This is a genomic window from Cyanobium sp. N5-Cardenillas (assembly GCF_024345515.1).
Taxonomy (GTDB): Bacteria; Cyanobacteriota; Cyanobacteriia; order PCC-6307; family Cyanobiaceae; genus Cyanobium.
Genome location: NZ_JAGQBG010000017.1, coordinates 1 through 24,569, shown reverse-complemented (window position 1 = coordinate 24,569; position 24,569 = coordinate 1). Strand labels below are relative to the sequence as shown.

The 24,569-nt window shown below is 70.3% G+C and carries 28 protein-coding genes; 11 read left to right on the top strand and 17 right to left on the bottom strand.

The window, feature by feature from the left end:
• Nucleotides 1–1,215: mechanosensitive ion channel domain-containing protein (locus KBZ04_RS02675; RefSeq protein WP_254990346.1), on the bottom strand; the 1,215-nt coding region annotated here is incomplete at its 3' end.
• 92 nt (nucleotides 1,216–1,307) lie between these two features.
• On the opposite strand from KBZ04_RS02675, the gene KBZ04_RS02670 reads away from it, so the two are divergent.
• From KBZ04_RS02670 to KBZ04_RS02655, 4 genes are read left to right on the top strand one after another with little or no spacing between them, the layout of a single operon-like run.
• Nucleotides 1,308–1,781 carry a GNAT family N-acetyltransferase gene (locus tag KBZ04_RS02670; RefSeq protein ID WP_254990345.1) on the top strand — a complete coding sequence of 158 codons (474 nt, stop codon included), beginning with the start codon at nucleotides 1,308–1,310 and terminating at the stop codon, nucleotides 1,779–1,781.
• Nucleotides 1,778–2,494, top strand: a complete 717-nt coding sequence (locus tag KBZ04_RS02665) for an SDR family oxidoreductase (protein ID WP_254990344.1) — start codon at nucleotides 1,778–1,780, stop codon at nucleotides 2,492–2,494. Before KBZ04_RS02670 ends, KBZ04_RS02665 begins: the two co-directional genes overlap by 4 nt.
• Nucleotides 2,495–2,547: 53 nt before the next feature.
• Entirely contained in the window at nucleotides 2,548–3,291 is a 744-nt protein-coding gene (locus tag KBZ04_RS02660; RefSeq protein ID WP_254990343.1) for a phosphatase PAP2 family protein, read from the top strand.
• Nucleotides 3,291–3,971 (top strand): hypothetical protein, encoded by a 681-nt coding sequence (locus tag KBZ04_RS02655; RefSeq protein ID WP_254990342.1) that lies wholly within the window; start codon nucleotides 3,291–3,293, stop codon nucleotides 3,969–3,971. Before KBZ04_RS02660 ends, KBZ04_RS02655 begins: the two co-directional genes overlap by 1 nt.
• 41 nt (nucleotides 3,972–4,012) lie before the next feature.
• Here the strand turns inward: KBZ04_RS02655 and proB are convergent, their stop codons facing one another.
• From proB to KBZ04_RS02625, 6 genes are all read right to left on the bottom strand, one after another.
• On the bottom strand, nucleotides 4,013–5,152 hold the full coding sequence (gene proB, locus KBZ04_RS02650; protein WP_254990341.1) for a glutamate 5-kinase: 1,140 nt from the start codon (nucleotides 5,150–5,152) through the stop codon (nucleotides 4,013–4,015).
• Nucleotides 5,152–5,661 carry a YqeG family HAD IIIA-type phosphatase gene (locus tag KBZ04_RS02645; RefSeq protein ID WP_254965612.1) on the bottom strand — a complete coding sequence of 170 codons (510 nt, stop codon included), beginning with the start codon at nucleotides 5,659–5,661 and terminating at the stop codon, nucleotides 5,152–5,154. Before KBZ04_RS02645 ends, proB begins: the two co-directional genes overlap by 1 nt.
• A complete protein-coding gene (locus tag KBZ04_RS02640; RefSeq protein ID WP_216909093.1) occupies nucleotides 5,661–6,209 on the bottom strand; it encodes a DUF3727 domain-containing protein in 549 nt (182 codons plus the stop codon). Before KBZ04_RS02640 ends, KBZ04_RS02645 begins: the two co-directional genes overlap by 1 nt.
• A gap of 19 nt (nucleotides 6,210–6,228) precedes the next feature.
• Nucleotides 6,229–6,747, bottom strand: a complete 519-nt coding sequence (ruvX, locus tag KBZ04_RS02635; protein ID WP_254990340.1) for a Holliday junction resolvase RuvX — start codon at nucleotides 6,745–6,747, stop codon at nucleotides 6,229–6,231.
• Entirely contained in the window at nucleotides 6,748–7,854 is a 1,107-nt protein-coding gene (locus tag KBZ04_RS02630) for a hypothetical protein (protein ID WP_254990339.1), read from the bottom strand. It lies immediately after the preceding gene.
• Between the two features lie 96 nt (nucleotides 7,855–7,950).
• Entirely contained in the window at nucleotides 7,951–9,129 is a 1,179-nt protein-coding gene (locus KBZ04_RS02625) for a F420-0:Gamma-glutamyl ligase (protein WP_254990338.1), read from the bottom strand.
• An 85-nt stretch (nucleotides 9,130–9,214) separates the two neighbouring features.
• On the opposite strand from KBZ04_RS02625, the gene KBZ04_RS02620 reads away from it, so the two are divergent.
• Nucleotides 9,215–10,594, top strand: a complete 1,380-nt coding sequence (locus KBZ04_RS02620; protein ID WP_254990337.1) for a PhoH family protein — start codon at nucleotides 9,215–9,217, stop codon at nucleotides 10,592–10,594.
• Nucleotides 10,595–10,602: 8 nt separating this feature from the next.
• Here the strand turns inward: KBZ04_RS02620 and KBZ04_RS14250 are convergent, their stop codons facing one another.
• The 6 genes from KBZ04_RS14250 to hisA form a co-directional block, all read right to left on the bottom strand.
• Nucleotides 10,603–11,064 carry a prepilin-type N-terminal cleavage/methylation domain-containing protein gene (locus KBZ04_RS14250; RefSeq protein ID WP_315860036.1) on the bottom strand — a complete coding sequence of 154 codons (462 nt, stop codon included), beginning with the start codon at nucleotides 11,062–11,064 and terminating at the stop codon, nucleotides 10,603–10,605.
• A 288-nt stretch (nucleotides 11,065–11,352) separates the two neighbouring features.
• The gene (gene fumC / locus KBZ04_RS02610) at nucleotides 11,353–12,735 is read right to left on the bottom strand and encodes a class II fumarate hydratase (RefSeq protein ID WP_254990350.1); all 1,383 of its coding nucleotides are present in this window, start codon (nucleotides 12,733–12,735) and stop codon (nucleotides 11,353–11,355) included.
• Nucleotides 12,732–13,325, bottom strand: a complete 594-nt coding sequence (locus KBZ04_RS02605) for a thylakoid membrane photosystem I accumulation factor (protein WP_409995929.1) — start codon at nucleotides 13,323–13,325, stop codon at nucleotides 12,732–12,734. Before KBZ04_RS02605 ends, fumC begins: the two co-directional genes overlap by 4 nt.
• 22 nt (nucleotides 13,326–13,347) lie before the next feature.
• A complete protein-coding gene (locus tag KBZ04_RS02600) occupies nucleotides 13,348–15,024 on the bottom strand; it encodes a DUF3685 domain-containing protein (protein ID WP_254990336.1) in 1,677 nt (558 codons plus the stop codon).
• Nucleotides 15,025–15,050: 26 nt separating this feature from the next.
• Nucleotides 15,051–15,440 carry a Fur family transcriptional regulator gene (locus tag KBZ04_RS02595; protein WP_254990348.1) on the bottom strand — a complete coding sequence of 130 codons (390 nt, stop codon included), beginning with the start codon at nucleotides 15,438–15,440 and terminating at the stop codon, nucleotides 15,051–15,053.
• A 212-nt stretch (nucleotides 15,441–15,652) separates the two neighbouring features.
• A complete protein-coding gene (gene hisA, locus KBZ04_RS02590; protein ID WP_254990335.1) occupies nucleotides 15,653–16,414 on the bottom strand; it encodes a 1-(5-phosphoribosyl)-5-[(5-phosphoribosylamino)methylideneamino]imidazole-4-carboxamide isomerase in 762 nt (253 codons plus the stop codon).
• A gap of 69 nt (nucleotides 16,415–16,483) precedes the next feature.
• Here hisA and KBZ04_RS02585 point away from each other — a divergent pair, with 69 nt between their 5' ends.
• The 4 genes from KBZ04_RS02585 to KBZ04_RS02570 are packed head-to-tail and all read left to right on the top strand — an operon-like array spanning nucleotide 16,484 to nucleotide 19,210.
• On the top strand, nucleotides 16,484–16,708 hold the full coding sequence (locus KBZ04_RS02585; protein ID WP_254990334.1) for a hypothetical protein: 225 nt from the start codon (nucleotides 16,484–16,486) through the stop codon (nucleotides 16,706–16,708).
• Nucleotides 16,698–17,459 carry a hypothetical protein gene (locus KBZ04_RS02580; RefSeq protein WP_254990333.1) on the top strand — a complete coding sequence of 254 codons (762 nt, stop codon included), beginning with the start codon at nucleotides 16,698–16,700 and terminating at the stop codon, nucleotides 17,457–17,459. Before KBZ04_RS02585 ends, KBZ04_RS02580 begins: the two co-directional genes overlap by 11 nt.
• 44 nt (nucleotides 17,460–17,503) lie before the next feature.
• Nucleotides 17,504–18,421 carry an NAD-dependent epimerase/dehydratase family protein gene (locus tag KBZ04_RS02575; protein WP_254990332.1) on the top strand — a complete coding sequence of 306 codons (918 nt, stop codon included), beginning with the start codon at nucleotides 17,504–17,506 and terminating at the stop codon, nucleotides 18,419–18,421.
• 9 nt (nucleotides 18,422–18,430) lie between these two features.
• Nucleotides 18,431–19,210, top strand: coding sequence for a VanW family protein (locus KBZ04_RS02570; protein ID WP_254990331.1), 780 nt, complete (start codon nucleotides 18,431–18,433; stop codon nucleotides 19,208–19,210).
• Here KBZ04_RS02570 and KBZ04_RS02565 read toward each other — a convergent pair.
• Nucleotides 19,167–19,679, bottom strand: a complete 513-nt coding sequence (locus KBZ04_RS02565) for a CDP-alcohol phosphatidyltransferase family protein (RefSeq protein ID WP_409995928.1) — start codon at nucleotides 19,677–19,679, stop codon at nucleotides 19,167–19,169. The genes KBZ04_RS02570 and KBZ04_RS02565 overlap by 44 nt on opposite strands.
• Before the next feature lie 68 nt (nucleotides 19,680–19,747).
• On the opposite strand from KBZ04_RS02565, the gene KBZ04_RS02560 reads away from it, so the two are divergent.
• The gene (locus KBZ04_RS02560) at nucleotides 19,748–20,215 is read left to right on the top strand and encodes a CBS domain-containing protein (protein WP_254990330.1); all 468 of its coding nucleotides are present in this window, start codon (nucleotides 19,748–19,750) and stop codon (nucleotides 20,213–20,215) included.
• Here KBZ04_RS02560 and pdeM read toward each other — a convergent pair.
• Nucleotides 20,172–20,876, bottom strand: coding sequence for a ligase-associated DNA damage response endonuclease PdeM (gene pdeM, locus KBZ04_RS02555; RefSeq protein WP_254990329.1), 705 nt, complete (start codon nucleotides 20,874–20,876; stop codon nucleotides 20,172–20,174). The two genes, KBZ04_RS02560 and pdeM, sit on opposite strands and share 44 nt — an antisense overlap.
• Before the next feature lie 88 nt (nucleotides 20,877–20,964).
• On the opposite strand from pdeM, the gene KBZ04_RS02550 reads away from it, so the two are divergent.
• Entirely contained in the window at nucleotides 20,965–23,097 is a 2,133-nt protein-coding gene (locus KBZ04_RS02550) for a 4Fe-4S binding protein (RefSeq protein WP_254990328.1), read from the top strand.
• Here the strand turns inward: KBZ04_RS02550 and KBZ04_RS02545 are convergent.
• Both KBZ04_RS02545 and KBZ04_RS02540 read right to left on the bottom strand, forming a co-directional pair.
• The gene (locus KBZ04_RS02545; protein WP_254990327.1) at nucleotides 23,094–23,735 is read right to left on the bottom strand and encodes a gamma-glutamylcyclotransferase; all 642 of its coding nucleotides are present in this window, start codon (nucleotides 23,733–23,735) and stop codon (nucleotides 23,094–23,096) included. The genes KBZ04_RS02550 and KBZ04_RS02545 overlap by 4 nt on opposite strands.
• 144 nt (nucleotides 23,736–23,879) lie before the next feature.
• On the bottom strand, nucleotides 23,880–24,569 hold a 690-nt coding region (locus KBZ04_RS02540), incomplete at its 5' end, for a PhzF family phenazine biosynthesis protein (RefSeq protein ID WP_254990326.1).

Sequence of the window (24,569 nt, the reverse complement as noted above, 5' to 3'; positions counted from 1 at the left end):
GGCCAGCAGGGCGCGGAAGCTGCCGCTGGGCACGACGAACAGCGTCGTGTCCTCAGCGGTCACCATGGTGGTGGGGTAGGGCACCTGGAGCAGCAGCGGCAGCTCACCGAAGAATTCCCCAGCGGTGAAGGTGAACAGCTTGCGGCTCACCCGGTCCGTTTCGTGGATCGCATCCACCGCGACACTCAGCACCAGGTGGAAGGAGCGGCCCTCCTCACCTTGGCGCACCAGCACCGTGCCGGCGGGCACCAGACGACGGGCGCCGCTGCCCACCAGTTCCCGCAGGCGCCGATCGTCCATGCCGCTGTAGCAGGGATGGTCGGGCAGGGACGCCCGCAGGGGGCTCCGCTCCTTCGCCTCATCGCCCTTGGCGCGCCGGGAGGGCAGCAGCTGGATCTGCTGGCGGGACCCGGCCAGTTCGATGCGGCGCTCGCGCAGCCCCTGCTCGATCGCATAGTTGAGCGAACTACGCAGGCTGAGGCTGGCGTGGATCGCCGAGGTCCAGGCCCAGAGCTCAAACGCCATCCCCTGACCCTGCAGGCCGTGCAGCAGCACCTTCGGCGGCGGATCGGCCAGCACCGAGGGTTCGGCGAGCGCCGCCTCCAGCAGCACTTCGGTCACGGCCAAAGGGTCGCTGCCATGGGCCACCGTCACCTCCACATCCACCCGGCCATCGGAGCTCTGGTAACTGAGGTTCTTCACCGGTGCATTGGTGATGGCCGAATTGGGCACCACGATCTCGGCCCCCTGGAAGGTGCGGATCACGGTGGAGCGGATCGAGATCTCCCGGATGAAGCCGCTGGTGTCGCCGAACTCAATCTGGTCGCCCACCTTCAGCTTCCCCTCCATCAGCAGGGTGAGGCCACTGGTGAGGTTGCGGGTGAGCTCCTGCAAGCCGAAACCGATCCCCACCCCGAGGGCCCCGAAGATCACGGCGAGGGCGCCGATGTCGAGCCCCATCCCCTGGGCCACCACCACATAGCCCAGGGCGGCCAGCCCCATGGAGACAAGGGTGGCCACCGCCTCACGCCGCCCCTCCGGCAGGGAGAACCAGCGCAGCACCCTCCCCGCCAGCAGCCGCTTCAAGCCCCGGGCCGCCAGGCTCACGGCCAGCAGCAGCAGCAGCACCTCCACGATCCAGAGCAGGGAGAAGCTCTGGCGACCCAGGGGCAGCAGCGGGGCCGTGAACAGCTTCTGAAAGCGCTCGAGATCCACCCCTTGGGCTCCGCCGTTGCTCTCTTCTAACCCGGAGAGACCGCACCCGCTGTTCACCCAGACTGGTCAGACGGCGTGGATAACTTCGGGCCATGGCACCAGCTCTGCCCTCCGTTCGTGTCCTCGGACCCGCCGATGTGGCCACCCTGCGCTCCCTGCTGGCGGTGTTGGCCAACGCCTTTGACGATCCGGAGAGATACCTTGAGCGGCAGCCTTCGGATTTGTATCTGCACAACCTGCTGAGCAGTGAAATGTTCGTGGCGATCGTCGCCCAGGCTGGGACGCAGGTGGTGGGTGGACTGACGGGTTACGTGCTGCCGAAGTTCGAGCAGGCCTGCCGTGAGTTCTACCTCTACGACCTCGCCGTGGCTCACGATCACCGGCGCCAGGGAGTGGCCACGGCATTGATCGAGCGCCTGAAGACGCTCGCCGCCGAGCGCGGCTTTGCCGGGATCTTCGTCCAGGCCCATCGCGAGGATGGACCCGCCATCGCCCTCTACGCCAGGCTGGGTGTCGGGGAGGATGTGCTGCACTTCGACATCGCCCCTGCCGGAACACATCCATGAAGCTGATGGTGGTCGGGGCCAGCCGCGGGCTTGGCCGTGCCTTTGTCGAGGGGCTGGGCAGTGCCGGTGACAAGGTGATCGGCGTCTCGCGCCGGTGGCCCGATGGCCTGAGGCTGCCGGATGGTGTCGCGCTCAGCTGGATCGAGGCGGATCTGGCGGAGCCGCAGCCGGCGACCCGGTGGATCGAGCAGCAGGCCCCTGCCCAGTTGGACGTCCTGATCTACAACCTCGGCGTCTGGGAGGCGAACGCCTTCAGCGAGGCCTACAGCTTCCTGGAGGATCCCGACGAGAGCATCGCCACCATGGTGGCCATCAACATCACAGGTGCCCTGATGCTGCTGCGGCGGCTGATCCCGCGGCTGCTCGGCTCCCCCAGGCCCCAGCTGATCCTCACCGGCTCCACCTCCGGCCTGCGCCAGAGCGGGCAGCCGGAGGTGACCTTCGGCGCCTCCAAGTTCGCCCTCACCGGCATCGCCGATGCCCTGCGGGAAAGCTTCCGGGACCAGCGGCTGGCGGTGACCTGCCTGCAGCTGGGCTACCTGAACACCGACGACGGCCTGGAGGTGCCGCCCGAGGCGGCCGCCCGGCGCGGCGAGGGCCGCCAGATTCCGCTGCACGACGTGATCAGGATCGTCTCGGCCCTGCTGCAGCTGTCCCCGGCGTCCTTCGTGCGCGAGCTGGTGCTGCCCGCCATCGGCGACGAACGGTTCTGAATGGCGGAGCACCCCTACTACGCTGCATGCACACTGCCTGTGGCAACGGAGCCATGCACACCCAGCGCCCGGGACGTTGGCTGTCCAGCCTGCTGCTGCCGGGCGCACTGGCGCTGGCAGGGCCGACGCTGGCCCAGCCGGCTGATCCGGCGGCGGGCCTGGTGCTCCAGCCGGCCGCCTACCGCGCCGTGATCGGCCAACCACCGGCCCCCGGCAGCCGGCAGGAACGCGATGATCTGGCCATCCTGCGCTGGAACCAGCGCAGCCGTACGCCGGCCGGAATCGTGCACAGCTGGCGCTTCCTGAACCGCAATCTCAGCGTCTTCGATGCCGCCGTGGGCGCCGACCTGGCCAGGACATCGCCCAGCCTCTACGCGGGACTGCCGGCCTTTCTCAAGCGGGCCGATGGACTCAAGGATCAGCTCAAGGATGCGCTGGCCCGACCACGCCCCTTCGTCAGCTACCCGGATCTGAAGCCCTGCCTGCCCCTGGAGAGCTCCTGGTCGTTCCCCAGCGGCCACGCCACCTGGTTTGCCACCGCGTCCCTGCTGCTGGCCGACCTGCTGCCTGAGCGCCGGGAGCGGCTGCTGCCGGTGGGCCTTCAGGGTGGCTACGTGCGCGCCTACTGCGGCGTGCATTACCCCAGTGATGTGGAGGCCAGCCAGCGGCTGGCCCAGGCGATCAGCCAGGAGCTGATCGCCTCTCCCCAGTGGCGCACGTTCAAGCAGCAGGTGGCCGAAGAGCGCAGCCGTTTGCTGCTGCCGCCTCCGGCGGGGGTCCCCCTGCTGAGCGATTGATGGACGGCGCTGTGACCTCAGCGGCGATGCGGCTGGCGCTGCTTGCCGGACTGGCCGCTGCCACCGTGCTGCCCCCGGCGGCGGAGGCCGTCCCTGAGCTTGTGGTGCTGGTCCGCCATGGGCACAAGGATGTCCCCGTGGAGGGTGGGGACAACTTCAACCTCTCGGAGACGGGACTTCTGCAGGCCCTTCGCCTCAGTCACCTGCTGCCCGCCTGCCTTGTGCCGCAGAAGCGGTTGCATCTGGCCAGTTACGGCTTTGATCACGCCACCGGCAAGAACGCCCGCAGCTATCAGACCTTGGTTCCCCTGGCCGTGGCCACAGGGGTCAACATTCGTCTGTATGCAGAGGCCGACCAACGCTCCGAACAGATCGGCCGCCAGTTGCTCGCCGATCCCGAGCTGAGCGGCGGTGTGCTGGTGGTGGCCTGGGAGCATCGGCGCCTGCCGCTGCTGGCGCGCGGGCTGGGCTGGACGCAGATGCCCCGGATTGACGACGACGACTTCGATCGGATCTGGCTGTTGCGCTACAGGCCGTCCGTCCCCACCCCCGAGGTCAGCCTGCTCTCCCAGGCCGGTCTGTTGCAGCACGACTGCTACCGCAAGGTGGCGGCCGGCATCCATCCGCTGCAACGGCTGGCTGAGCAGCTGATCCAATCCCTGCGCCCGGGGCCTCGCTGAGGGGCCGAGCCCCCGGGAACGGCTGATGCGCAGCGGCGGTCTCAGGCGGGCGGGCCGGTGAGCACCAGCTGGTCGCGGTGCACCACGGCATCCCCCACCGGCCCCAGCTGGCGCCGCACCTCCTCGCTGCTGAGGCCCATGATGCGCCGCAGTTCCTCGCTGCTCAGGGTGCTCAGGCCACGCCCCAGTTCGCGGCCATCGCTGGCCAGCACCCGCACCGCGTCACGCCGGGAGAAATGGCCCTCCACCGCGCGGATGCCCACCGCCAGCAAGGAGGCCCCCTGCTGCAGCAGGGCCCGCTCGGCGCCCGCGTCCACCCGCAGGCTGCCCTTCACCAGCAGGGCATGGGCCAGCCAGCTCTTGCGGTCGGCCAGGGGGGTGGCGCTGGGCTGGAACACCGTGCCCACCTTCTCACCGGCGAACAGGGCCTCGAGCACCGCCGGATCGCGGCCATCGGCCAGGCGCACCCGGATGCCGCTGGAGGTGGCGATGCGGGCCGCCGCCAGCTTGGTGGTCATGCCGCCGGTGCCCCACTGCCCGCCCCCTTCAGCCACATGGCTGAGGCGTTCCAGCTCGGCCAGGTCGCGCACCTCCTCGATCGGACTGGCATCGGCATCGGTGCGCGGGTTGCCGGAATAGAGCCGGTCGACATCGGTGAGCAGCACCAGTTCATCGGCACCGATCGCCACCGCCACCAGGGCCGAGAGGGTGTCGTTGTCGCCGAAGCGCAGTTCATCGGTGGCCAGGGTGTCGTTCTCGTTCACCACCGGCAGCACGCCCCACTCCAGCAGCTGCTCCAGGGTGCGGCAGGCGTTCTGGTAGCGGCGCCGGGAGGCCAGATCGCTGCGGGTGAGCAGCACCTGGGCCACCGCCATCCCCCGCACGGCGAAGGCCTCCTGGTACAGACCCATCAGCCGGCCCTGGCCGACGGCGGCGGCGGCCTGCAGAGCCACCACCTCGCTTGGGCGCCTGCTGAAGCGGAGCGCCTCGCAGCCCAGGCCCACGGCACCGCTGGTGACCAGGGCCAGGCGGTCGCCCCGACGCTGCTGGCGGCCGAAGCTGGCGGCCAGATCGGCGATCACCGCCGCCGTGGGCCGCTCGTTGGTGCCCCGCAGCAGGCTGGTGCCCACCTTGATCACACGCCGCAGTCCGCCGGCGGCGGGTGTGCCGGAACTTGCCATCAGCCGGGAACCGAACCCACCCAGCGGGCCATGCGCAGCTCCAGGTTCTGCAGCCGGTCCTGGCGGCAGGGCTCACCGTCCGGGTCGATCGGCTTGACCAGCACGGTGAACAGGCCCATGCGGTTGCCCACCAGCACATCGGTGAACAGCCGATCCCCCACCAGGGCCACCTGGGCGGGGGGCAGATCGAGATCCTGCAGCACCTTGCGCAGGGCGGCCCGCCGCGGCTTGCCCGCCGAGGTGGTGTAGGGGAGCCCCATCGTGTCGGCCACCGCACCGATGCGGCGCCGGGAGGGATTGTTGCTGAGCAGGTGCAGGGGCATCCGCTCGCGGGCGTGGCGCAGCCACAGCTCAGCCTGGACGGGCATCGTGGCCTGGCGGCGGGGCAGCAGGGTGCGGTCGACGTCGAGGACGAGGGCGCGAATGCCACGGTCGACGAGCTCCTGCAGCGGCAGGTGGGCCAGGGAGGTCCCCGGCAGCCAGTCGGGCGTGAGCAGGTCGCGCAGCATCAGTCGTCGCTCTCCCGTTCGTCGAGTTCGGCCTCGATGCGGGGCTGGACCCGCTCGAATTCCTCTCCCTCCACCATCACCGCGTCGGCCCCCTCCATGCGGGCCACCACGAAGAAGGGATCCAGGGGGATGTACAGGCCGTACTCCTCATCGCCGGCCATGAAGCTCACCAGCAGTTCGTAGGTCTCGCTGTCGTCATCGCCCTCCTCATCCTCGAGTTCATCGGGGTCGGGCTCCTCCAGTTCGCCGCTGACGGTGAGGGTGACCGCCGAACGCACCAGGGTCAGGTCGTGTTCCTGCAGCACCACATCCGCCACCGACAGGATCGGTTCGGTGGCGTTGAGGGTCTCCACCAGCTCGGGATCGTCGTCATCGCTGAGGCGGAACAGGCAGACCGGGGTGTCCACCGGCGTCAGCAGGGCGTAGTCGTGGCCATCGAGGGGGATCAGCTGCTCCAGAAAACACAGCAGCTGCCGGCCGCTGCCGTCCCGCACCTGCACGGTGGGCACGTCGCCGGAGCCCGTCATCGCAGGGGGATCGGAGGCCATCAAGGGGAAGCGGGTGCACTCAGAATGAATCAGCACCGGCCCGAGTGCCCACAGCGATGGCCGCCGGGGCGACCGGATCGTCGCTGAGGGCCGTCAGGTCCAGCGGTTCGGGGCCCTCCCGCTGCCACTGCTCCAGCAGCAGCACCGCCGCCGCGCTGTCGAGGCGCCCGCTGCGGTCGCCATGAAGCCCGAAACGCTCGCCCGCTGCCCAGCTGCTGGCGTGCTCATCCACCCAGGCCAGGGGCAGGGGCTGGCCGAGGGCCGCCATGGCCCGGGCCAGCCGCAGGCCGTAGCGGCGGCATTGGATCCCCTGCGGGGTGGGCCGCTGGCCGGCATCGAGCGGCAGCCCCACCACCAGCGCCTGCACCCGTCGCTGACGCACCAGGGCCAGCAGCCGCTGCAGGTCAGCCTGGAACTCCCCCCGCGCCAGGGCCGGCAGTGGTGTCACCGTGACCCCCAGCGGATCGCAGCCGGCCAGGCCGATGCGGCGGCGCCCCACATCGATGGCCAGCACCGAGCGTGGCCGGGGAGGGGCCATTCAGCGGGGCAGCAGGGGGACGGTGGGCAGGCTGCCGAGGGGACCGCTGGGGGTGGGCATGGGCCGACGCCGGGGCTGCAGCTGCTCCAGCACCGCTTCGAGGCGCCGCGCCGCCCGCTTGGCCGGCTGGCCCTCCTGGCGTCGCCAGACACTGCGGGCCATCAGCACCTCCTCGCCGTGGGCCTCGGCCCCCAGGGCCTGCAGCCAGTCCTGGCGCTCGCCGTCGCTCACCTCGCAACGCAGCCAGAGGCTGGTGTCCCCCTTGGCGAGGCGGTGCAGCAGGGATTCCGCCGCCGCCCCGAGCAGGTGGGTCCAGCCGGGATGGATGCTCAGCTCCACCGCCTGGCCGCCGCCGGGGTGCTCATCGAGCCAGCGCACCCCAGCCACCGCCTCATTGCGCACCGCATCCACCAGCAGCCAGCCATGGCTGCTGCTCTGGTCGAGCAGGTCTTCGATGCGGCGATCCTGCAGCTGGCGCAGGTGGGCCGGGCAGGTGGCCTGCTCCAGGTGCCACAGCAACGGGGCCGTGCGGCGGTTGAGCTGGCGCAGCTGCAGATCGGCCGGCAGGGGCGGAACGGCGCGATCCACCGCTGGCTGCCAGCGCCAGAGGCGATCGGTGCGCTGCGGCTGGAACCCCTGTTCCCGCAGGGTGGCCAGTCGGGAGGTGTCGAGGCTGGAGGCGGTGGCGATCCAGCTGGCGGCGCCCTTCACCCGGCCGATGGCCTGGCGCAGCAGATCCCCGGCCAGGGCCGCCCGGCTGGGGGCGGAGGCGTCCGGGGAGGTGGCGTCGGTGGCGGCGAGGGCCAGGCGCAGGTGCTGCACCTGCCAGCAGGTGCCGCTGCGATTGAGCCGGCGGGACACGATCAGCCCCAGGGCCTGCTGGCGCGTGAGTCCCTGGCGCTGCAGGGCCACCAGCACCTGGGCGGCCAGGGGACGGCGGCTGGTCAGCGCCGTCAGCAGCTGCTCCGGCAGGGCCAGCAGCAGCGAGCGCTGCAGCAGGGGCTGCAACGGCAGGAAGGCGGGGTCGTCCAGCAGGGGCAGGTGCCAGCCCTGGAGCGCCTCCACCGTCCAGCTCGGGGAGGGTCTGCCCTGGGCAGGCACTGGCACGGCAGGCACTGGCACGGCAGACGACGAAGAAAGGGGGAAAGGCGCGGGAACGCGGAACGGGACGGTGGCGCAGAACGCAACAACGTCTAGACAATTCTACGCGGGCCGCACCAGCACCAGAGGCGTGCGCTCGTTGGCATTGCCGGCGGGGTTGGGACGCAGGGCCCGCATCAGCAGGTCCTCGTCGGTGCCGCCACTGGCGGCCAGCACCTTCACCCGCCCCAGGTCGTTCACATCCACCACCGCCACGGCCACCCCGAGGGCCGCCGCCATCTGCTCGCACCAGGCCGACGGCGCCTCAGGCCCAAGAACGATCGTCTGGTCGTAGGGAGGCGTGGTGCCGGTGATGTCGTCGATCAGACGGGCCTGATCTCCGGCCAGCCGATAGAACCAGCCCTTGCTGCCCACCAGCTTGAGGGCGGTGCCCACCAGCCAGGCCCCCAGCACCCGGGCCGGGCCCGACACATCGATCAGGCTCTGCAGCCCGCAGGCGGTGGCCAGGGAGCTGGTGGGGTGGAACGCCCGGCAGAGCAGGCGGGCCAGGAAGGAGGGCTCCACCGTCGAAGGGTGGTGGTAGCGCCCCTGGATCACCGCCAGGGGGGTCTCACCGATGGTGAGCACATCACCGGGCTGGAGCAGGCCATCGGTATAGCGCCGCAGCACATCCAGGGAATCGTCGAGCACCCCCAGCAGATGGGTGCGCACCGGCAGCACCCGGCAGCCCTCCCCCTCGCGCCAGCCGGGGGCGGCCGGATCACCCGGCTCCGGCTTCTGCAGGGGCATCAGGATCCCCTGCCGCCGCTGCAGCCGCCCGAAGGGTCCGTAGTTCACCCAGTGGATGTCCATCCAGAGGGTGTCGAGCACGCTTTCGAGATCCACACCGGCGGGACCGGTGAGGTTCAGACGGATGTGGGCGGCGGTGGTCTTGCGGCCCTTGACGATGTAGGCGGCCCAGTAACCGTCGGGGCGGGCCTCCTCGTCCGGGTGCAGCGGTGTGATGCGCAGCTCATGGCGCACCTGGGTCACGTCGCTGCGGCCCAGCACGGTGGGCACCAGTGTGATCTCCGGCACCATCACCTCCATGCGGGGGTGGGGGTTGTGGATGCGGATCTCGCCGGTGATCTCCAGGCCCTGGGCCCGGCGCCGCACCTGGAAGGCACCGGGCAGCAGATGCAGGGGGGAGGAGGGCCGCAGGCGGTGGCGCAGTTCGAGCACCACCAACCCCAGGCCGAGGAGCAGCAGCAGAACCAGCAGGAAGGAAACGGGGAACGGCAAGCCGATACGTCAGGGAATGTCCGGCCGGAGCGTAGATGCACCCGTGGACCTAGTTTCGGCCCCATGCAACCGGCAGGGACCTGGCATGCGCAAGACCTTCGTGCTCGACACCAATGTGCTGCTGCATGACCCCCAGGCCCTGAACCGCTTCGAAGACAACCAGGTGGTGGTGCCGATCGAAGTGGTCGAGGAGATCGACCGCTTCAAGCGGGACCCCTCTGAAAAGGGGCGCAACGCCCGTCAGGTGTCCCGCCTGCTCGACCAGCTGCGCGAGAAGGGCAACCTGGCCGAGGGCGTGCCCCTTGATGGCGACCGAGGCGGCAGCTTGAAGGTGGTGTTCTGCCGCAGCGAAACCCTGCGCCAGCTGCCCCCGGAACTGAAGGCGGGCAACGGCGACAACAACATCCTGGCGGTGGCGCTGGAGCAGCGGCTGCAGGAGGTCGTGGGGGGCCAGGCGCCGGTGGTGCTCGTCACCAAGGACACCAACCTGCGCATCAAGGCCGATGCGGTCGGCCTGATTGCCCAGGACTACACCACCGACAAGGTGGACATGGCCGACCTCTATCCAGGCTTCAGCGAGCGCTGGATGGGCGCCGAGCTGATGGACCAGGTCAAGGCCGGCGAGGGCCTGTCGGCGGACGCCATCCCCGGCCAGCCGGTCCCCGTATCGCCGCTCCAGGCCAACGAGGGTGTGACCCTCGTCGACCTGGCCCAGCCGGCCCACACCCTGCTGGCCCGCTACAACGGCCGCACCGGAACCCTGCAACCGCTGCAGAAGTCGGCCAAGGCCAAGATGGGACGCATCCAGCCCCGCAACCGGGAGCAGGCCTTCGCCCTCGATCTGCTGCTCGATCCGGCGGTGGCCCTGGTGACGCTGGTGGGCAAGGCCGGCACCGGCAAGACCCTGCTCGCCCTGGCGGCGGGCCTGCATCAGGTGGCTGATGAGCACCTCTACGAGCGCCTGCTGGTGACCCGCCCGGTGATCTCCCTGGGCAAGGAAATGGGCTTCCTGCCAGGGGATCTTGAGGAGAAAATGGCCCCCTGGATGCAACCGATCGTCGACAACCTCGACTTTCTGCTCGGTGGCGAGGACGCCCAGCCCGCCCGGGGAAGCCACCGACCACCTCGCAGCAACTGGAGCGACCTCAAGGGCATGGGTCTGCTGGAAGTTGAGGCGATCAGCTACATCCGTGGTCGCTCGATCCCCCGCCAGTTCATGGTGGTGGATGAGGCCCAGAACCTCACCCCCCATGAAGTCAAGACGATCGTCACCCGGGTGGGCGAAGGCACCAAGATCGTGCTCACCGGCGACCCGTATCAGATCGACAATCCCTACGTGGATGCGGAGAGCAATGGGCTCACCTGGCTGGTGGAACGCTTCAAGGGCCAGCTGCTCTCCGGCCACATCACCCTGATGCGGGGGGAACGCTCCGAGCTGGCGGAACTGGCGGCCAATCTGCTCTGAGGGTCCCGTCAGCTGGAAAAGCTGCAGGTCACCTGAGATCCATCCCTGCTCACGCGCAGAATCGCCCTGCGGTCGCCGGCGACTGCAGAAGTACCGAGGCACACGGTGCCCGAGGCATCACCCGACCAGCGTCGACTGTTGATAAGCCTTATCGCGGCGCCGTTGCAGTTCCGGGTGGGTCCGCCACCGGGCTGGGCCACCACGACAGGCAACCCTGACTTGTGGGCCACGGCGCACTGTTCAGCAAAAGCCACCGTTTCAAGGATCACGGTGGAGGCTTCAGCCACGGCCCTGGCGCGAAGGTACTGGGGGAGTGCGATGGCACTGATGATGCCAACAATGCTGACCACGATCATCAGCTCGAGGAGGGTGAAGCCTGACCACCGATGAGAACGCGGCGACCGATGACGGGCCGGCTGATTGAGTCGTACAGACCTCTGACTGATCTCCGGGGGTTGGAAGGAGAGCATCTCAGCAGACGGCAGAAGCGTCGAACCATCGGGGGAGGACGCGGCAACCGCCCCAAAGATCCCAACCCGGAGGCAAGCATGGGAGGGATTGCTCGCCATCTCGCAGCGGCCCCTGGAGCGCAGGCGGGAGATCAGAAGTGCGGATGCGGGACCAATCAACGTCTGAATCAGTGCAGTGCGACGTGCAGGAAATGAAACCCACTGGAGAGGATGTCTCCGGGCGGTGCATCATTTCAAAATTCCAGCAAAGCTTACGGGTGATCCCAAAGAAATCAAGGCGGGACGCCTTCAGACCATCTGCTCGGGCCTGACCCAGCGATCGAACTCCTCGCCGCTGATCTCCCCCAGCACCAGAGCCGCTTCCCGCAGGCTGAGCCGATGCTGGTGGGCATGACGGGCGATGGCACAGGCCCGGTCATAGCCGATGGCCGGCGTCAGGGCGGTCACCAGCATCAGGCTGCGGTCACGCTGGGCTTCGATGTGCTCCACATCCGCCCGCAGTCCTTCGATGCAGAGTTCACGGAAGGTGCCGCAACTCCCCGCCAGCAGGTCGATGCTCTCCAGAAGGTTGTGGGCGATCAGGGGCTTGAACACATTCAGCTCGAAGTTCCCCTGACTGGCCGCCATCTGGACAGCGGTGTTGTTGCCCATCACCTGCACGGCCACCATCGTGAGGCTCTCGCACTGGGTGGGGTTCACCTTGCCGGGCATGATGCTGGAGCCCGGCTCGTTCTCCGGCAGCACCAGTTCCCCCAGCCCGCAGCGGGGGCCGCTGGCCAGCCAGCGGATGTCGTTGGCGATCTTCATCAGGCTGCCCGCCAGAACCGTCAGAGCCCCATGGGCCGCCGCCAGCCCCTCCTGGCCCGCCAGGGCCTGGAACTTGTCGGGGGCGCTGGTGAACGACAGGCCAATGCGCTCGGCCAGCCGGGTGGCCACCGCCTCACCGAAGCCCGCCGGGGCATTGAGGCCGGTGCCCACCGCCGTGCCGCCGATGGCCAGCTGCAGCACCTGGGGCAGGGTGGCCCTCAGGCTGGCCAGCCCCAGCTCCAGCTGGGAGGCGTAGCCGCCGAATTCCTGGCCCAGGCTGAGGGGCACGGCATCCTGCAGATGGGTGCGCCCGATCTTGATCAGGCCGGCGTAGGCCCCCGCCTTGACCCGCAGAGCCGCGATCAGGGCCTCCAGGCTGGGGATCAGCCGCTGGTGCAGCGCGATCGCCGCCGCCATGTGCATGGCGGTGGGGAAGGTGTCGTTGCTCGACTGGCTCAGGTTGACGTGGTCATTCGGGTGCACCGGCATCTTGCTGCCCAGCACGCCGCCGGCGGCGGCGATCGCCCGGTTGGCGATCACCTCGTTGACGTTCATGTTGGTCTGGGTGCCCGATCCGGTCTGCCAGACCCGCAGCGGGAACTCCCCGTCGAGCTGGCCGCCGCTCACCTCCTCGGCCGCCGCCACGATCAGGGCCGCCAGCTCCGCCGGCAGCACGCCCCTGGCGGCATTCACCTCGGCGCAGGCGGCCTTGAGCTGGCCGAAGGCCTGCACCACCGTGATCGGCATCAGGGCCCCGAAGGGAAAGTTGCGCAGCGATCGCTGGGTCTGGGCACCCCAGTAGTGGTCGGCCGGCACCTCCACCGGGCCGAGGCTGTCGGTTTCGGTGCGGGTGGCCGGCATCAGCGGGACGCCACCACTTCGCTGTTGAGTTCGTTGAAGCTCAAGGTGGCGCTGTTGCCCGAGCCGGGGGCCATCGGAATGCCGGTGGCCTGGCTCACGGCGGCGTTGATGGCATCGACGCTCACCTGACCGTGGCGATCGAAGACCACCCGGCCGCCGCCGTCGATCACCACCACCTGGGGGATCAGGCCATCCCAGTAATGGGCCGGATCGGCCACGCCGCCATCGGGCCGGTTCTGGAGCGGATCGGTGACCAGGGGGATCAGGTCAACGGCATTGCCCCAGATCCGCTGCAGCTCCGACACCACCGGCGAGAACTGCTTGCTGACGCTGCTGTCGTCGAGGTAGTAGACGAGCACGGCCACCCGATGCTCCGCCAGGGACTGGGCCAGGCTGCTGCGGGGCGGCACCAGGGAGCCGTTGCCGGCGTAGAGGGCAAAGATGTTGCCGTCGTAGCGGTCGTTCTCAAGGCTGGCCGCCGCCGGACCAGGGGCCCAGAGCAGGCCCATCGCCACGATCAGCAGCAGGGCCCAGAGGCCGGCGAAGGGCCGGGACAGCAAACGGGGCAAGGGGCCATGGGCGTCTCGGCTCATTGTGCCCTGCACGCCGGCCACCTCAGCCGCGGTTGAGGCTGCGGCCCATCCCCTGCACGATGCCGCGCCCCACCAGGCCGATCGCCGTGCCGAGCACCTGGGTGAGCAGCACCACGAGCAGATCCCCGAGACGCTTCAGCAGGCTCTGCAGCTGGGGGGCCAGGGCATCGCGGGCCTCCAGGGCCAGGGTGACCGCCTGCTGCACCCAGCCGAGCTGGCGCAGTTCGACGTCGCGGGGCTCGGTGAGGTTCACACAATCAATGGCGCCGTCCCCGAGGCGGAACAGGGGACGCCGGCTTTCATAGAGGTGGATCGGACGGTCGAACCAGCTGGTCCAACGCTGCTGGGCATTGAGCTGGTTGCGCAGCCGCTCCAGGTTGCGGGTGGCCAGCAGCTCGGGACGCAGCAGGTAGCGGCGCAGTTCGGGCCACTCGGCGCAGGCCGCCAGCACCTCGGCGCTGATCAGTTCGGCGCTGCGCACCAGCCAGTTGCTGAGCAGCAGCTCCAGATAAAGAACGGCCTGGGGCTCATCCGGGGCCAGCAGGCGACCGTCCACCAGCAGCGGACGGGCCTGCAGCAAGGGCGTGAGCATGGCCACCGGATCGGGCAGCTCCTGGTCATCGGCGGAAAACTCACTGCGCTGCAGGAGGGTCTCCGCCACCGGGCAGAGCTTGCCTTCCATGGGCAGCTGCACGTAGGAGCCCGCCATGTGGCGCAGGGCCTGCTGACGCAGTTCCGGCTGGAGCTCCTTCCAGAGCCGTTCCAGCTGCTCACCGCGGGGATCGTCCTGCAGCAACCGACGGCGCAGCCGGTCGAACTGCTCCAGCAGTCCCAGCAGCAGATCGCTGCGGCGGGAGTCGTGCAGACCGTCGAGGGCCAGCAGCTGGCCGCTGTTGTTGCTGGGACCGGCGGCGGCGGCCTGCTGCAGCCGCTCCCGCAGGGCCTCCCAGAGGCCCTCGGCGGTGCGCTGCCGCAGGGTGATCGCTACCCCATGGCCCGTTGTAGAGACGGGGCTATCAGCTGGGGAGGCCGCGACGGGCCCAGGGCCGATGGGTTCACCCCAGGCCAGGCTGACCGGGCCCCAGAGCCACAGCAGCAGGCGCCGGGCCAGCCGCAGTTCCCGCACCCGGCCCTCCAGCAACAGCAAGGGGAGCAGCTGGGCCGGCGGTGGATCGAGCAGCCGCAGACAGAGGCGCAGCTCGGCATCGATCTGCTGCAACCCACTCAGCAGCAACCACTGGCCCAGGCCCATGGGCACGGCGGGGGTGGCGCCGAAGGCCCGGTGGGCGGCGCCGATGGCCAGCACCCGGCCGCCGGCCAGCACCGTGCTGACGGCCTCCCGCAGGCTCTCGGCGTCGGCTTGCTCGATCAGGCCCTGGGCGGGCAACTGCAGCAGAAAATCGCTGGCGTAGGGATGCTGATCCGGCAGCAGCAGCAACAGCGGCGCCGGGTGCCAGCGTTCCAGCAGGCGGCGGCTCTCGGCATCGAGCGCCTGGGGTTCAGGTGGGACACCGAGACACCAGACGATGAGCTGGGGTGAGCCCTGCAACATGTCACCATCCACCACCCGACAACCGCTCCAGCCGGCGGCTCCACTGCCGCTGGCGGGGGCCTCAAGCCAGCTGGTCAGGCCCGCCCGCTGCAGGGGTTCGGCGAACAGCAGCAGCTGGGGGAGGGGCTGTGCCGGACGTCGAGGCACGTGGTCAGGGAGGGAATGGGCCGACCTTAACCAAGCCGGCCGCTTTTCTCCAGTGCTGGCCGCGGATGACCGGACAGGTGCAGCGTGTACGACTCGATCGCGAAGCCGGTTTGCGATTCGATCTGCTGCAGGAGGTTGGCGGGAAGCCGCACATCGAGATCAAGGATCAAGCCCGATTGGGTGCAGGTGAGATGGCTGTGGGGGTCGGCGCGATAGCCATAGAGCCGGCCATTGGCCCGCTCGAGGCATTCGATCACGCCGGCCGATTGCAAGGCCTCAAGATTCTGATAAACGGAGGTGTGACCGATGTGGCGCCCCTGATCGTTGAGCTTCTCGAAGATGTCCCGGGCGGAAAGATGACTTTTCTCCGCCCACAACAGATCGAGCACCATGCGGCGCTGGCGGCTCAGCCGCATGCCCAGATCACGGCAGCGTTGATACACCTCTTCAACGTGGCTCGGTGCAGAGGCCACCGGTTCACGACCACCGGCCTCGCCGCGGCTGGCGCCGCCTGCGGAAGAGGGGGTGGTCGTGGTGGGATGCAACCGCTGCCGCCATAAACGATGAATCTGTTATAGGGCAGTTGCACCAACACCGGCACGGGCCACCCTCCCGGCGGCGGCAGGGTTCAGGCGATCGGCAGCTGCAGGGGATCCTGCAGCCGCTGCTGGCCGATGGCCTGCAGGGCCTCCGCCAGATCCACCCGGCCGTCGTACAGCGCCCGTCCCACGATCACCCCCGTCACACCGTGGGGTTCCAGGCTCAGCAGGCTCAGCAGATCGGTGAGACAACCCACACCCCCGGAAGCGATCACCGGCAGGGAGGAGGCCTGGGCCATGGCCCGCAGGGCCGCCAGGTTGGGGCCCTCCAGGGTGCCGTCAGTGGCGATGTCGGTGCTGATGATCGCCGCCACCCCCGAGCCCTCGAGGCTGGCGGCCAGGGCGGTGGCTTCCACCGTGCTCTGCTCGATCCAGCCGCGGGTGGCCACCTTGCCCTCGTTGGCATCGATCCCCACCACGATCCGGCCCGGGTGGCGGCCCGCCAGGTCGAGCACGAGCTCAGGGTTCTCCACGGCGACCGTGCCCAGGATCACCCGGTCCACACCCCAGCCCAGCAGCTGTTCAGCCCGCTCCGCCGAGCGCACCCCTCCCCCCAGCTGCACCGGGATCTCCACGGCCGCGGCGATGGCCTGAACGGCGCCGTCGTTGCGGGGTTCACCGCTCCTGGCCCCGTCGAGGTCGACCAGGTGCAGCCGCGTGGCCCCCTGCCGCTGCCATTCCAGGGCCTGGGCCACCGGATCGTCGCTGAAGCGGGTGACACGGCCGTAGTCGCCCTGATGCAGTCGCACGCAATGCCCGTCGAGCAGGTCGATGGCGGGAATGACTTGCATGGAAAAGGAGGACAATGCCGCTGTCGGCTCCATCCTGTGCCATGACGCTGCCCGGATGATGCGGACCTGATGGCCCTCTCCCCTCCCGACCTCGCCCCTCCCGATCTCGGGCCGGACGACTGGCGTCGCCTCAGGGATGCGCTCCGCTATCAAGGCCGCGATCTCCATCACCGCTCCTACGCGGTGGATTCGCGGCGCCGGGAACTGCTCTGGGAGGAGATGGACCGCTGCCTGGCGCTGGCCGATCGCATTGAGCGGCATCTCGACGCACTCGACGGGGCCGATGCGGGCTGAGAGGACGGTTCCCCTGCGGCTGTTCGCCCTGCTGCTGCCCATCGGCGGCGTTGGCCCGGCCCTGGCGCAGCCCCTGGCGCCCCCACCGCTGATGGCGCCGGCGCCCCCGCCGCGCCCCCTGCTGGGGCCCGATGGTCCCGATCCCCGCGACAGGCCGCCCCCCCTGGCACCGCCGGGTTCGGTGATCCCACCGATCAACCGCTCCGATGCGCGACTGGAGGCGGCCCTGCGGGCGCGTCTGTTCGGCGGCCCGCTGGCCTCCCCCGCCGCCGCGGCCGGCGATCCTGACCAGACCGAGTGGGAGCAGGCCCGTGCCATGGCCCAGCGGCCGGTCTGCGCCGACGTGGGGCCCCTGCGCTATCTCCACAACCGGGTTGACCTCGACGGCGACGGCCGCCTGGAGACCGTGGCGGTGGTGGTGGGCTCCTTCGCCTGTGCCAGCGGCGGCTGCAGCCTGCTGATCTTCCGGGACAACGACGGCAGCCTGGAGCTGGTGGCGGAGAACGGCCTGTTCCAGTCGCCCCTGAAGGTCATCAGCAATCGCCACCGCGGCTGGCTGGATCTCACCCTGCCCGCCAGCCTGCATGGCGCCCCCGATGGGCTGAAGGAGCTGCGTTTCGATGGCCGCACCTACCGGCCGGTGCCGCTGCCGGTGGCCGACGGCTCCACCGGGCCGCCCGGCACGGTGCTGCTGGAACTGCTGCCGCTGCCCTTCGAGCGCCTGGGCCAGCCCCTCCCCTGCGGCCCCTGATCCGGACCGGCCGCTTGAATGGCGCTCACCGACGCGGCATGGCGATGAGGATCCTGGTGATGGGCGGCACCCGCTTCGTGGGCCGGCCCCTGGTCAACCGGCTGCTGGGCGCGGGCCATGAGCTCACGCTGTTCACCCGCGGGCGCCAGCCCGTGCCGGAGGGGATCGAACATCTGCAGGGCGACCGCAGCAGCGCCGAAGGCCTGGCGGCCCTGCAGGACCGTCCTTTCGATGTGATTGTCGACAGCTCCGGCCGCACCCTGGAGGACACCCGCCAGGTGATCGCGCGCACCGGCCCCCCCTCCCACCGGCTGGTGTACGTCAGCTCGGCCGGCGTCTACGCCGACAGCGAGCTCTGGCCCCTCGACGAGGAGTCGCCCACCGATCCCGAGAGCCGCCACGCCGGCAAGCTGGACACCGAAGCCTGGCTGCGCCAGGAGGGCATCCCCTTCACCAGCTTCCGGCCCACCTACATCGTCGGTCCCGGCAACTACAACCCTGTGGAGAGCTGGTTCTTCGATCGCCTCGTGCACGGTCGGCCGGTCCCCCTTCCCGGCGACGGCAGCACCATCACCCAGCTGGGCCACGTGGCCGACCTGGCGGCCGCGATGGCCCGCTGCATCGAGGTGGAGGCCGCCGCCAACCGCATCTACAACTGCACCGGCTCCCAGGGCATCAGCTTCCGGGGCCTGGTGGCCGCCGCCGCCCGCGCCTGCGGCGCTGATCCGGAGGCGGTGGACATCCGCAGCTTCGATCCGGCCGGCCTCGACAAGAAGGCCCGCAAGGCGTTCCCCCTGCGCCTGGCCCACTTCCTCACCGACACCCACCGCGTGCGGCGGGAGCTGGCCTGGGAGCCGGCCTTCGACCTGGAGGCCACCCTGGCCGACAGCTACACCAACGACTACGCCCTGCGGATGCCCACCACGCCCGATTTCAGCGGCGACGAGGCCCTGCTGGGCTGAAATGTCGTCATGCGACAACGGATTCCACTGGGGATGCGTCAGGAGATCCGCCACTGCTGGCGGCTCTGGAACGATCGCTGCAACGGGATGCGGTTCGACCGATCCGTGGGCGACCTTGCCGTGGGCGACGCGGCCGTTGGCAACCTGGGGCAACGCCCATCGATCGGCCTCGTCCAGCCGATCATGCCCAGTGACTTCTTTGAGAACAAGCAGGCCAATATCCGCCGCGGCGCCGCCCTGCTGGATCGCGGCCTGATCGGTGCCCACAAGGCCTGGTCGTTCTGGCACCGAGTCGGCCGGCCCCATGCCGCCAATGGCTTTCTGCCGGGACGTAATATCGTCGGGGGAAAACTTGTCGCCCTCAGCGGCGGCGGGCTCTGCCAGCTGTCTTCGATGGTGTATCACCTGGCCCTGCTGGGTGGATTGACCGTGCTGGAACGCCATCCCCACAGCCTGGACATCTACGAGGAGCACCAGCGCTTCACGCCGCTGGGCGCCGACGCCACGGTGGTGTGGGGATTCAAGGACCTGCGACTCCACAATCCCCACCCCTTTCCTGTCGCCTTCGGATTCAGGGTGGAGCCGAGCAGATTGATCGGCGAGCTCTGTTCCGACGCCGACCTGACGGCCTGCGACGTCGCCTTTGAGCGGGTGGAGCTCGAACCACCCTGGGTTCAGGTCAACACGCTGGTCGACCAGCGGCTCCTGGTCGCGACGGTCTACGAACAGCGGCAGGGACTGCAGGTCAGCCCCTTGGGGAGGCCCGCAGATACCCCAGGGCCGAGCTGAGGGCCAGCAGCAGCGACGGCCAGAACAGCCACCAGCCGGCCGCCTGCAGAGCGGCCACCAGTCCGGCCCCCTGACCCAGGCCCCAAGCCGGCGGCCAGAGCAGCAGCAGCAGGGAAAGGAACTGCAGGATCGTCTTGGCCTTACCCCCCAGGGAGGCGGGGCCGCCGCTGCCCTGGCCGGCCCGCCAACCGGAGATCAGCAGCTCCCGGGCCAGCAGCAGCCACACCGCCCACAGGGGCAGGCCGCCCGTATGGGCCAGCCAGAGCAGCGGGGCGCTGATCAGGATCTTGTCGGTGAGGGGATCGAGCCGTGCTCCCCAGATCGACCCACCGCCGGCCCGGCGGGCCAGGGCACCGTCGGCCCAGTCGCTGAGGCCGCCCAGCAGCAGCAGCACCCAGGCCAGGGCGGGCCGGCCGCCGGCCAGGGCCAGCAGCAGCGGCAACCCCAGCACGGCCCGGGCAAGCGTCAACAGGTCGGCGAGGCGTCGCAGGGCAGGGTCCCGTTCACCAGCAGAATGCCATCACCGAGGAGATCCGCATGGTCGTCGAGCGCAGCGTGGCCGAAGTGATGACCAGCCCCGTGCTGAGTGTCAGCACCACCACGCCCCTGCAGGAGGCCGTGCAGCTGATGAGCGACCACCACGTCAGCGGCCTGCCGGTGCTCGATGAGCTCGGAGCCCTGGTGGGGGAACTCAGCGAGCAGGACCTGATGGTGCGCGAAAGCGGCTTCGATGCAGGCCCGTACGTGATGCTGCTCGATGCCGTCATCTACCTGCGCAACCCGCTCGACTGGGACAAGCAGGTGCACCAGGTGCTGGGCAGCACGGTGGGCGACGTGATGGGCTCCCAGCCCCATAGCTGCCGCGCCGGCACCCCCCTGCCCCAGGCCGCCCGCCAGCTGCACGACCGGGGCACCCAGCGCCTGTTCGTGCTCGATGACCAGGAGGCCCTGGTGGGGGTGCTCACCCGCGGCGACGTGGTGCGGGCCCTGGCCGCCGAAAGCTGAGGCCACTCCGTCGGGGGGTGGGGCCCCAGGGCACCACCGTGCCCTCGGCCACCAGCCAGAGGGCCTCTCCCTCCGGGCAGGGATGGCCGCCGGTGAGCTGGCCGAAGGCCGGCAGGACCAACTGCTCGGCGTGCGGGTCGTAGGCGAAGCAGGGAAGACGCAGCCGGTCGGCGCCGCCACCGATCAGGGCGACCGGGTGGCGATGGCCGCAGAGATTCAGGTGGCCGGCCCGGGGCTCGGGGGCGTGGCTCAGCCACAGGGGGCCCAGGGCCAGCGACGGCTCCTGCGCCAGCCCCTCGAGCCAGCACCCCCGCTCGTGGTTACCGCCGATCAGCCGCAGGGGGCCGCCGAGCAGGTCGGGCAGGGCCCGAAGCTTCTGGCGCAGGTCCGCCGTCAGCCCCAGCCGGCTGTGAATCAGATCCCCCAGCACCAGCACCTGGGCGGGGCGATGGCTGTGGGCCAGCGCCAGCAGGGCGTTGAAGGTGGCCCCATCGCCGTCGCTGGGGAGCGGGATGCCCTGGCTCTGGAAGCTCTCCGCCTTGCCCAGGTGCAGGTCCGCCACCAGCAGCAGCCCCTGCTGCGGCTCCCAGACGGCCCGCTCCGCCAGCAGCTGGAGACGGTGCCCCCGCCAGAGAAATTCGGCCGAACCCGACACGTTCATGGTGAATCCGTCAACGTGCCGATGGGGGCGGGCCAGGGGAGATCCCCCCATCGTCTCCGACGACAATCGACCCAGCGCGAGGTCCCCGATGACGTCAAGCCAGCAGGATGCCAGCACCGACCCGAGGGCCTGCCTGCTGCGGCTGGCGCCCTACCTGCTGGGCCGGACCCGCCGCGGGGTCGTCGGCAGCAGCCGCTATGCCCAGAAACTGCGGGACGCCATCCGCGCCGCCTCCGCCGACACCAGCCGCCAGGCCGTACTGATCAGCGGCGAGCCTGGCCTGGAAAAGGACAACCTCGCCTCCCTGATCCACTTCGGCTCGTCGGCCCGCAAGCAGCTGCTGGTGCGGATCAACTGCGCCCTGCTCCGCCCCGACGGCGCCGAGCTGTTCGCGGCCCCCGCCGGTGGCGTCGCCCTGATCGACTGCATCGGCGCCGGCGGGCTGCTGCTGGATCAGATCGACCGCGCCGCCCCTGCGTTGCGACCCGCCCTGCTGGAGCTGGCCCGCAGCGGCCGCTGGCACTCGCCGGAGGCGGACCACGGTGAACACGTCTTCGCCGGGCGGGTGTTCCTCACCGCCGAGGCGAGCGCCCCCGATTTCGACGCCATCTGCTGCCACATCCGGGTGCCACCGCTGCGGGTGCGGCGCCAGGACCTGGGCGAATGGCTGCGTTACGGCGTGCGCCAGAAGGCCCTCAGCCTCGGCTGGAGCCAGCCGCCGGCCGTGGGGGAGGGGCTGGTGAAGCGCCTCCAGACCTACGACTTCCCGGGGAACGTGCGGGAACTGCTGGAGCTGATCGAGCGGGCCCTGCGCCAGTGCAGCGGCGACCATCCGGAGGAGCTGCCGGAGGACGTGTTCTGGACCCTGCGCCGACCCCAGCGGGCCCGCTTCGACCTCTGGCGCTGGAAACCCTTGCTGCGGGACGCCATGCGCTCACCCCTGCTCTGGAACGCCCTGCTGTTCGGGGTGGTGAGCTGGGTGTTCGTGCTCGTGAACCTGTGGCTCTGGTGGGGACCCCAGGACCGCGGCCACAGCGGCGGCCTGAATCTCTTCTGGGCCTGGTGGTGGCCCCTGATCCTGCTGGGCTACCCCCTGGTGGGCCGCCTGTGGTGCTCCTTCTGCCCGTTCATGGTCTGGGGGGAGATCGTCCAGCGACTGGCGAAGCGGTTGGGCTGGCGGCCGGCCCGCTGGCCACGGGGCGACACGGACCGCTGGGCGGCGCCCCTGCTGGCGGCCGGCTTCGCGGCGATCCTGCTGTGGGAGGAACTGGGCGACCTGCGCAACAGCGCGCGCCAGAGCAGCGCCCTGCTGCTGCTGATCACCGCCGGCGCCGTGGTCGGCTCGCTGCGCTTCGAGAAGCGCTTCTGGTGCCGCCACCTCTGCCCGGTGGGAGGCATGAACGGCCTGTTCGCCAAGCTGGCGATCAGCGAGCTGCGGGCGGAGGCGGGCACCTGCAGCGGCAGCTGCAGCAGCTACGCCTGCTTCAAGGGGGGGCCGGCGGAAGGGGAGGGCCTGGCCACCGCCGGCTGCCCCCTGGGCACCCATCCGGCCCACCTGGCCGACAACCGCAACTGCGTGCTCTGCCTCACCTGCGCCCAGGCCTGCCCGCACCGCTCGGTGCAGCTGCGCCTGCGGCCCCCCGCCGCCGACCTGCAGCGCGACATGTCCCCGCCCGCCGGTGAGGCGGGGCTGATCCTGGTGCTGGCCGGCGGGATCTGCCTGCGGCACTGGGAACGGCTGCTGGGCTGGCTGCCGCTGGCGCCGGAGCTCCTGGAGCAGGGACCCCTGCTGGGCCGCCTGGCCTTCGCCGTCCTGGCCCTGGCCCTGCCGGCGGGGCTGTGGCTGCTGCTGCGGCCCCTGCTGGGGCGGCTTCGCCCCGCCAGCTCGAGCTGGCTGCTGCTCTACGCCCTGCTGCCCCTGTTGTGGGCGCTGCTGCTGGCCCAGCATCTGCCGATGGGGATGGCGGAGGGGGGCCGGCTGCTGCCGGTGAGCACCGAAACCCTCTGGCCGGCCCTGGCCGCCCGACTGCCCGCCTGGAGCGCCGATGCCCACGTGATCGCCTTCTGCCAGAGCCTGGCGGTGCTGGTGGGGGTGGGCGGATCCCTGCTGATGCTGCGGCGCCGGCTGCAGCTGGGCTTCTGGAGTGGTCCCTCCCTCGCCCTCTCGGGCCTGGTGATCGCCCTGGGAAGCGGGGGGCGCTGGCTGGTGATAGGGGGTTAACGCCCGCAGAGCCGCTGCAGATCGCTGTCGCTGTAGAGCGCCACGGGGGCCTCCGGCGGGCTCTGCTGCAGCCGTTGCTTCTTGGTGAGGTAGTGGGCGGCGCCGAGGCTGTTGCCCAGCAGCAGGCGTGCGCTGCCATGGCTGCCGCGCCAGGCGTTGCAGATGGCGAGGGTGTCGAGCGCCAGGGCGGAGGGGGAAAGCGCGGCCGCCAGCAGTGCGGCCCCGCCCATGGCCAGCACCACGGCCAGGCCCATCTGGCTGCGGCGCACGGCCGCCCCAGGCGCCGGACCCCGCCAGCAGCCATCGGCGATGGCGGACACGTGGCGCACCTGGTGGGGCCGGCCCAGGTAGACCCAGGCGTGGCGACCATCGGCCAGGGGCAGGGGCCGTCGGTCGTAGAGGCGCGGGTAGCCCTCCAGGCGATCGAGCCGGGCCAGACCGGCGGCGTCCACGGCGTACACCTCACCCCGCACCAGCCCCTCCCCCGGGACGGCCATCGGGAAGGGGCCCAGGTCGTGGAGCACCACGTCCGGCAGCACCGCCTCCCCCTGGAAGGGCGCCTCAGCCAGCCAGTGGTGGTTGCCATGGCCGCGCTTGAGGGTGCCGTAGACGAAGACCAGCTCGGGATGGCTGTTCACAGCTCGGGCCAGGACAGCGGGGCCTGTGGTCATAATGCGACGAAACTGCACCCGGTTCCATGACGATCGCCCTGCTTGCGACGCTGCTGGGTTCGCTGGTGTTGATGGGCTGGATCGTCAAGCGGCTCGAGAAGGCCTCCTGAGTCAGGGCTCCAGGGAGCGCACCTCGCCCTCCACCCGGATCGAGCCACCCGGCTCCGCCGGAATCCCGGCGGCCAGCAGGGAGCGGCAACCCATGTCCTCTCCCTGCACCACCGCGATGCTGCCGCCGTGGGGCCAGCCGAGGGCCTGCAGCTGGCCGGCCAGGGCCGCGGTGGCCGCACCGGTGGCCGGATCCTCGTAGACGCCGCCGATGGCGAAGGCATTGCGGCTGTGGAACGTCCGGGGCCCTTCCGCCCAGACCAGCAGGAGCGTCAGCAGCCCCGCCGCCGCCATCAGCCGGGCCCCGTCTTCCATCGAATAGCGCATGGCGGCCAGGTCCTGGCGGCGGCGCAGAGCCAGCAGCAGATGGTCGGCGCCGCCATGGACGATGGCCGGTGGCAGGGCCGGATCCAGATCCGACGGCCCATAGCCGAAGAGCGCCAGGCCGGCGGTGAGCAACTCCGGCGCCACGGGGCGCTGGTGGGTCGCTGGCGACTGCAGGGCGGCGCTCCATCGCTCCCCCTTCCGCCAGCCCTCCACCGTGATCGCGGCCTGGTTCAGCGTCAGCAGGAACTCCCCATCCCCGAAGCGTTCGGCCAGGGCCGCTCCGAGGGCGACGGTGGCGTGGCCGCAGAAGGGGACCTCGACGGTCGGAGAGAAGTAGCGCACCCGCCAGCCGTTTCCCTGCCGGGC

Coding starts and splice junctions, on each gene's coding strand:
- KBZ04_RS02585 (WP_254990334.1), top strand. CDS start 16,484: ATGGCCCTCTCCCCTCCCGACCTCGCCCCTCCCGATCTCGGGCCGGAC.
- ruvX (WP_254990340.1), bottom strand. CDS start 6,747: ATGGCCCCTCCCCGGCCACGCTCGGTGCTGGCCATCGATGTGGGGCGC.
- KBZ04_RS02570 (WP_254990331.1), top strand. CDS start 18,431: ATGCGACAACGGATTCCACTGGGGATGCGTCAGGAGATCCGCCACTGC.
- KBZ04_RS02595 (WP_254990348.1), bottom strand. CDS start 15,440: ATGCGGCTGAGCCGCCAGCGCCGCATGGTGCTCGATCTGTTGTGGGCG.
- KBZ04_RS02550 (WP_254990328.1), top strand. CDS start 20,965: ATGACGTCAAGCCAGCAGGATGCCAGCACCGACCCGAGGGCCTGCCTG.
- pdeM (WP_254990329.1), bottom strand. CDS start 20,876: ATGAACGTGTCGGGTTCGGCCGAATTTCTCTGGCGGGGGCACCGTCTC.
- KBZ04_RS02580 (WP_254990333.1), top strand. CDS start 16,698: ATGCGGGCTGAGAGGACGGTTCCCCTGCGGCTGTTCGCCCTGCTGCTG.
- KBZ04_RS02660 (WP_254990343.1), top strand. CDS start 2,548: ATGCACACCCAGCGCCCGGGACGTTGGCTGTCCAGCCTGCTGCTGCCG.
- KBZ04_RS02645 (WP_254965612.1), bottom strand. CDS start 5,661: ATGCTGCGCGACCTGCTCACGCCCGACTGGCTGCCGGGGACCTCCCTG.
- hisA (WP_254990335.1), bottom strand. CDS start 16,414: ATGCAAGTCATTCCCGCCATCGACCTGCTCGACGGGCATTGCGTGCGA.
- KBZ04_RS02655 (WP_254990342.1), top strand. CDS start 3,291: ATGGACGGCGCTGTGACCTCAGCGGCGATGCGGCTGGCGCTGCTTGCC.
- proB (WP_254990341.1), bottom strand. CDS start 5,152: ATGGCAAGTTCCGGCACACCCGCCGCCGGCGGACTGCGGCGTGTGATC.
- KBZ04_RS02575 (WP_254990332.1), top strand. CDS start 17,504: ATGAGGATCCTGGTGATGGGCGGCACCCGCTTCGTGGGCCGGCCCCTG.
- KBZ04_RS02670 (WP_254990345.1), top strand. CDS start 1,308: ATGGCACCAGCTCTGCCCTCCGTTCGTGTCCTCGGACCCGCCGATGTG.
- KBZ04_RS02605 (WP_409995929.1), bottom strand. CDS start 13,325: ATGAGCCGAGACGCCCATGGCCCCTTGCCCCGTTTGCTGTCCCGGCCC.
- KBZ04_RS02665 (WP_254990344.1), top strand. CDS start 1,778: ATGAAGCTGATGGTGGTCGGGGCCAGCCGCGGGCTTGGCCGTGCCTTT.
- KBZ04_RS14250 (WP_315860036.1), bottom strand. CDS start 11,064: ATGCTCTCCTTCCAACCCCCGGAGATCAGTCAGAGGTCTGTACGACTC.
- KBZ04_RS02640 (WP_216909093.1), bottom strand. CDS start 6,209: ATGGCCTCCGATCCCCCTGCGATGACGGGCTCCGGCGACGTGCCCACC.
- KBZ04_RS02560 (WP_254990330.1), top strand. CDS start 19,748: ATGGTCGTCGAGCGCAGCGTGGCCGAAGTGATGACCAGCCCCGTGCTG.
- KBZ04_RS02620 (WP_254990337.1), top strand. CDS start 9,215: ATGCGCAAGACCTTCGTGCTCGACACCAATGTGCTGCTGCATGACCCC.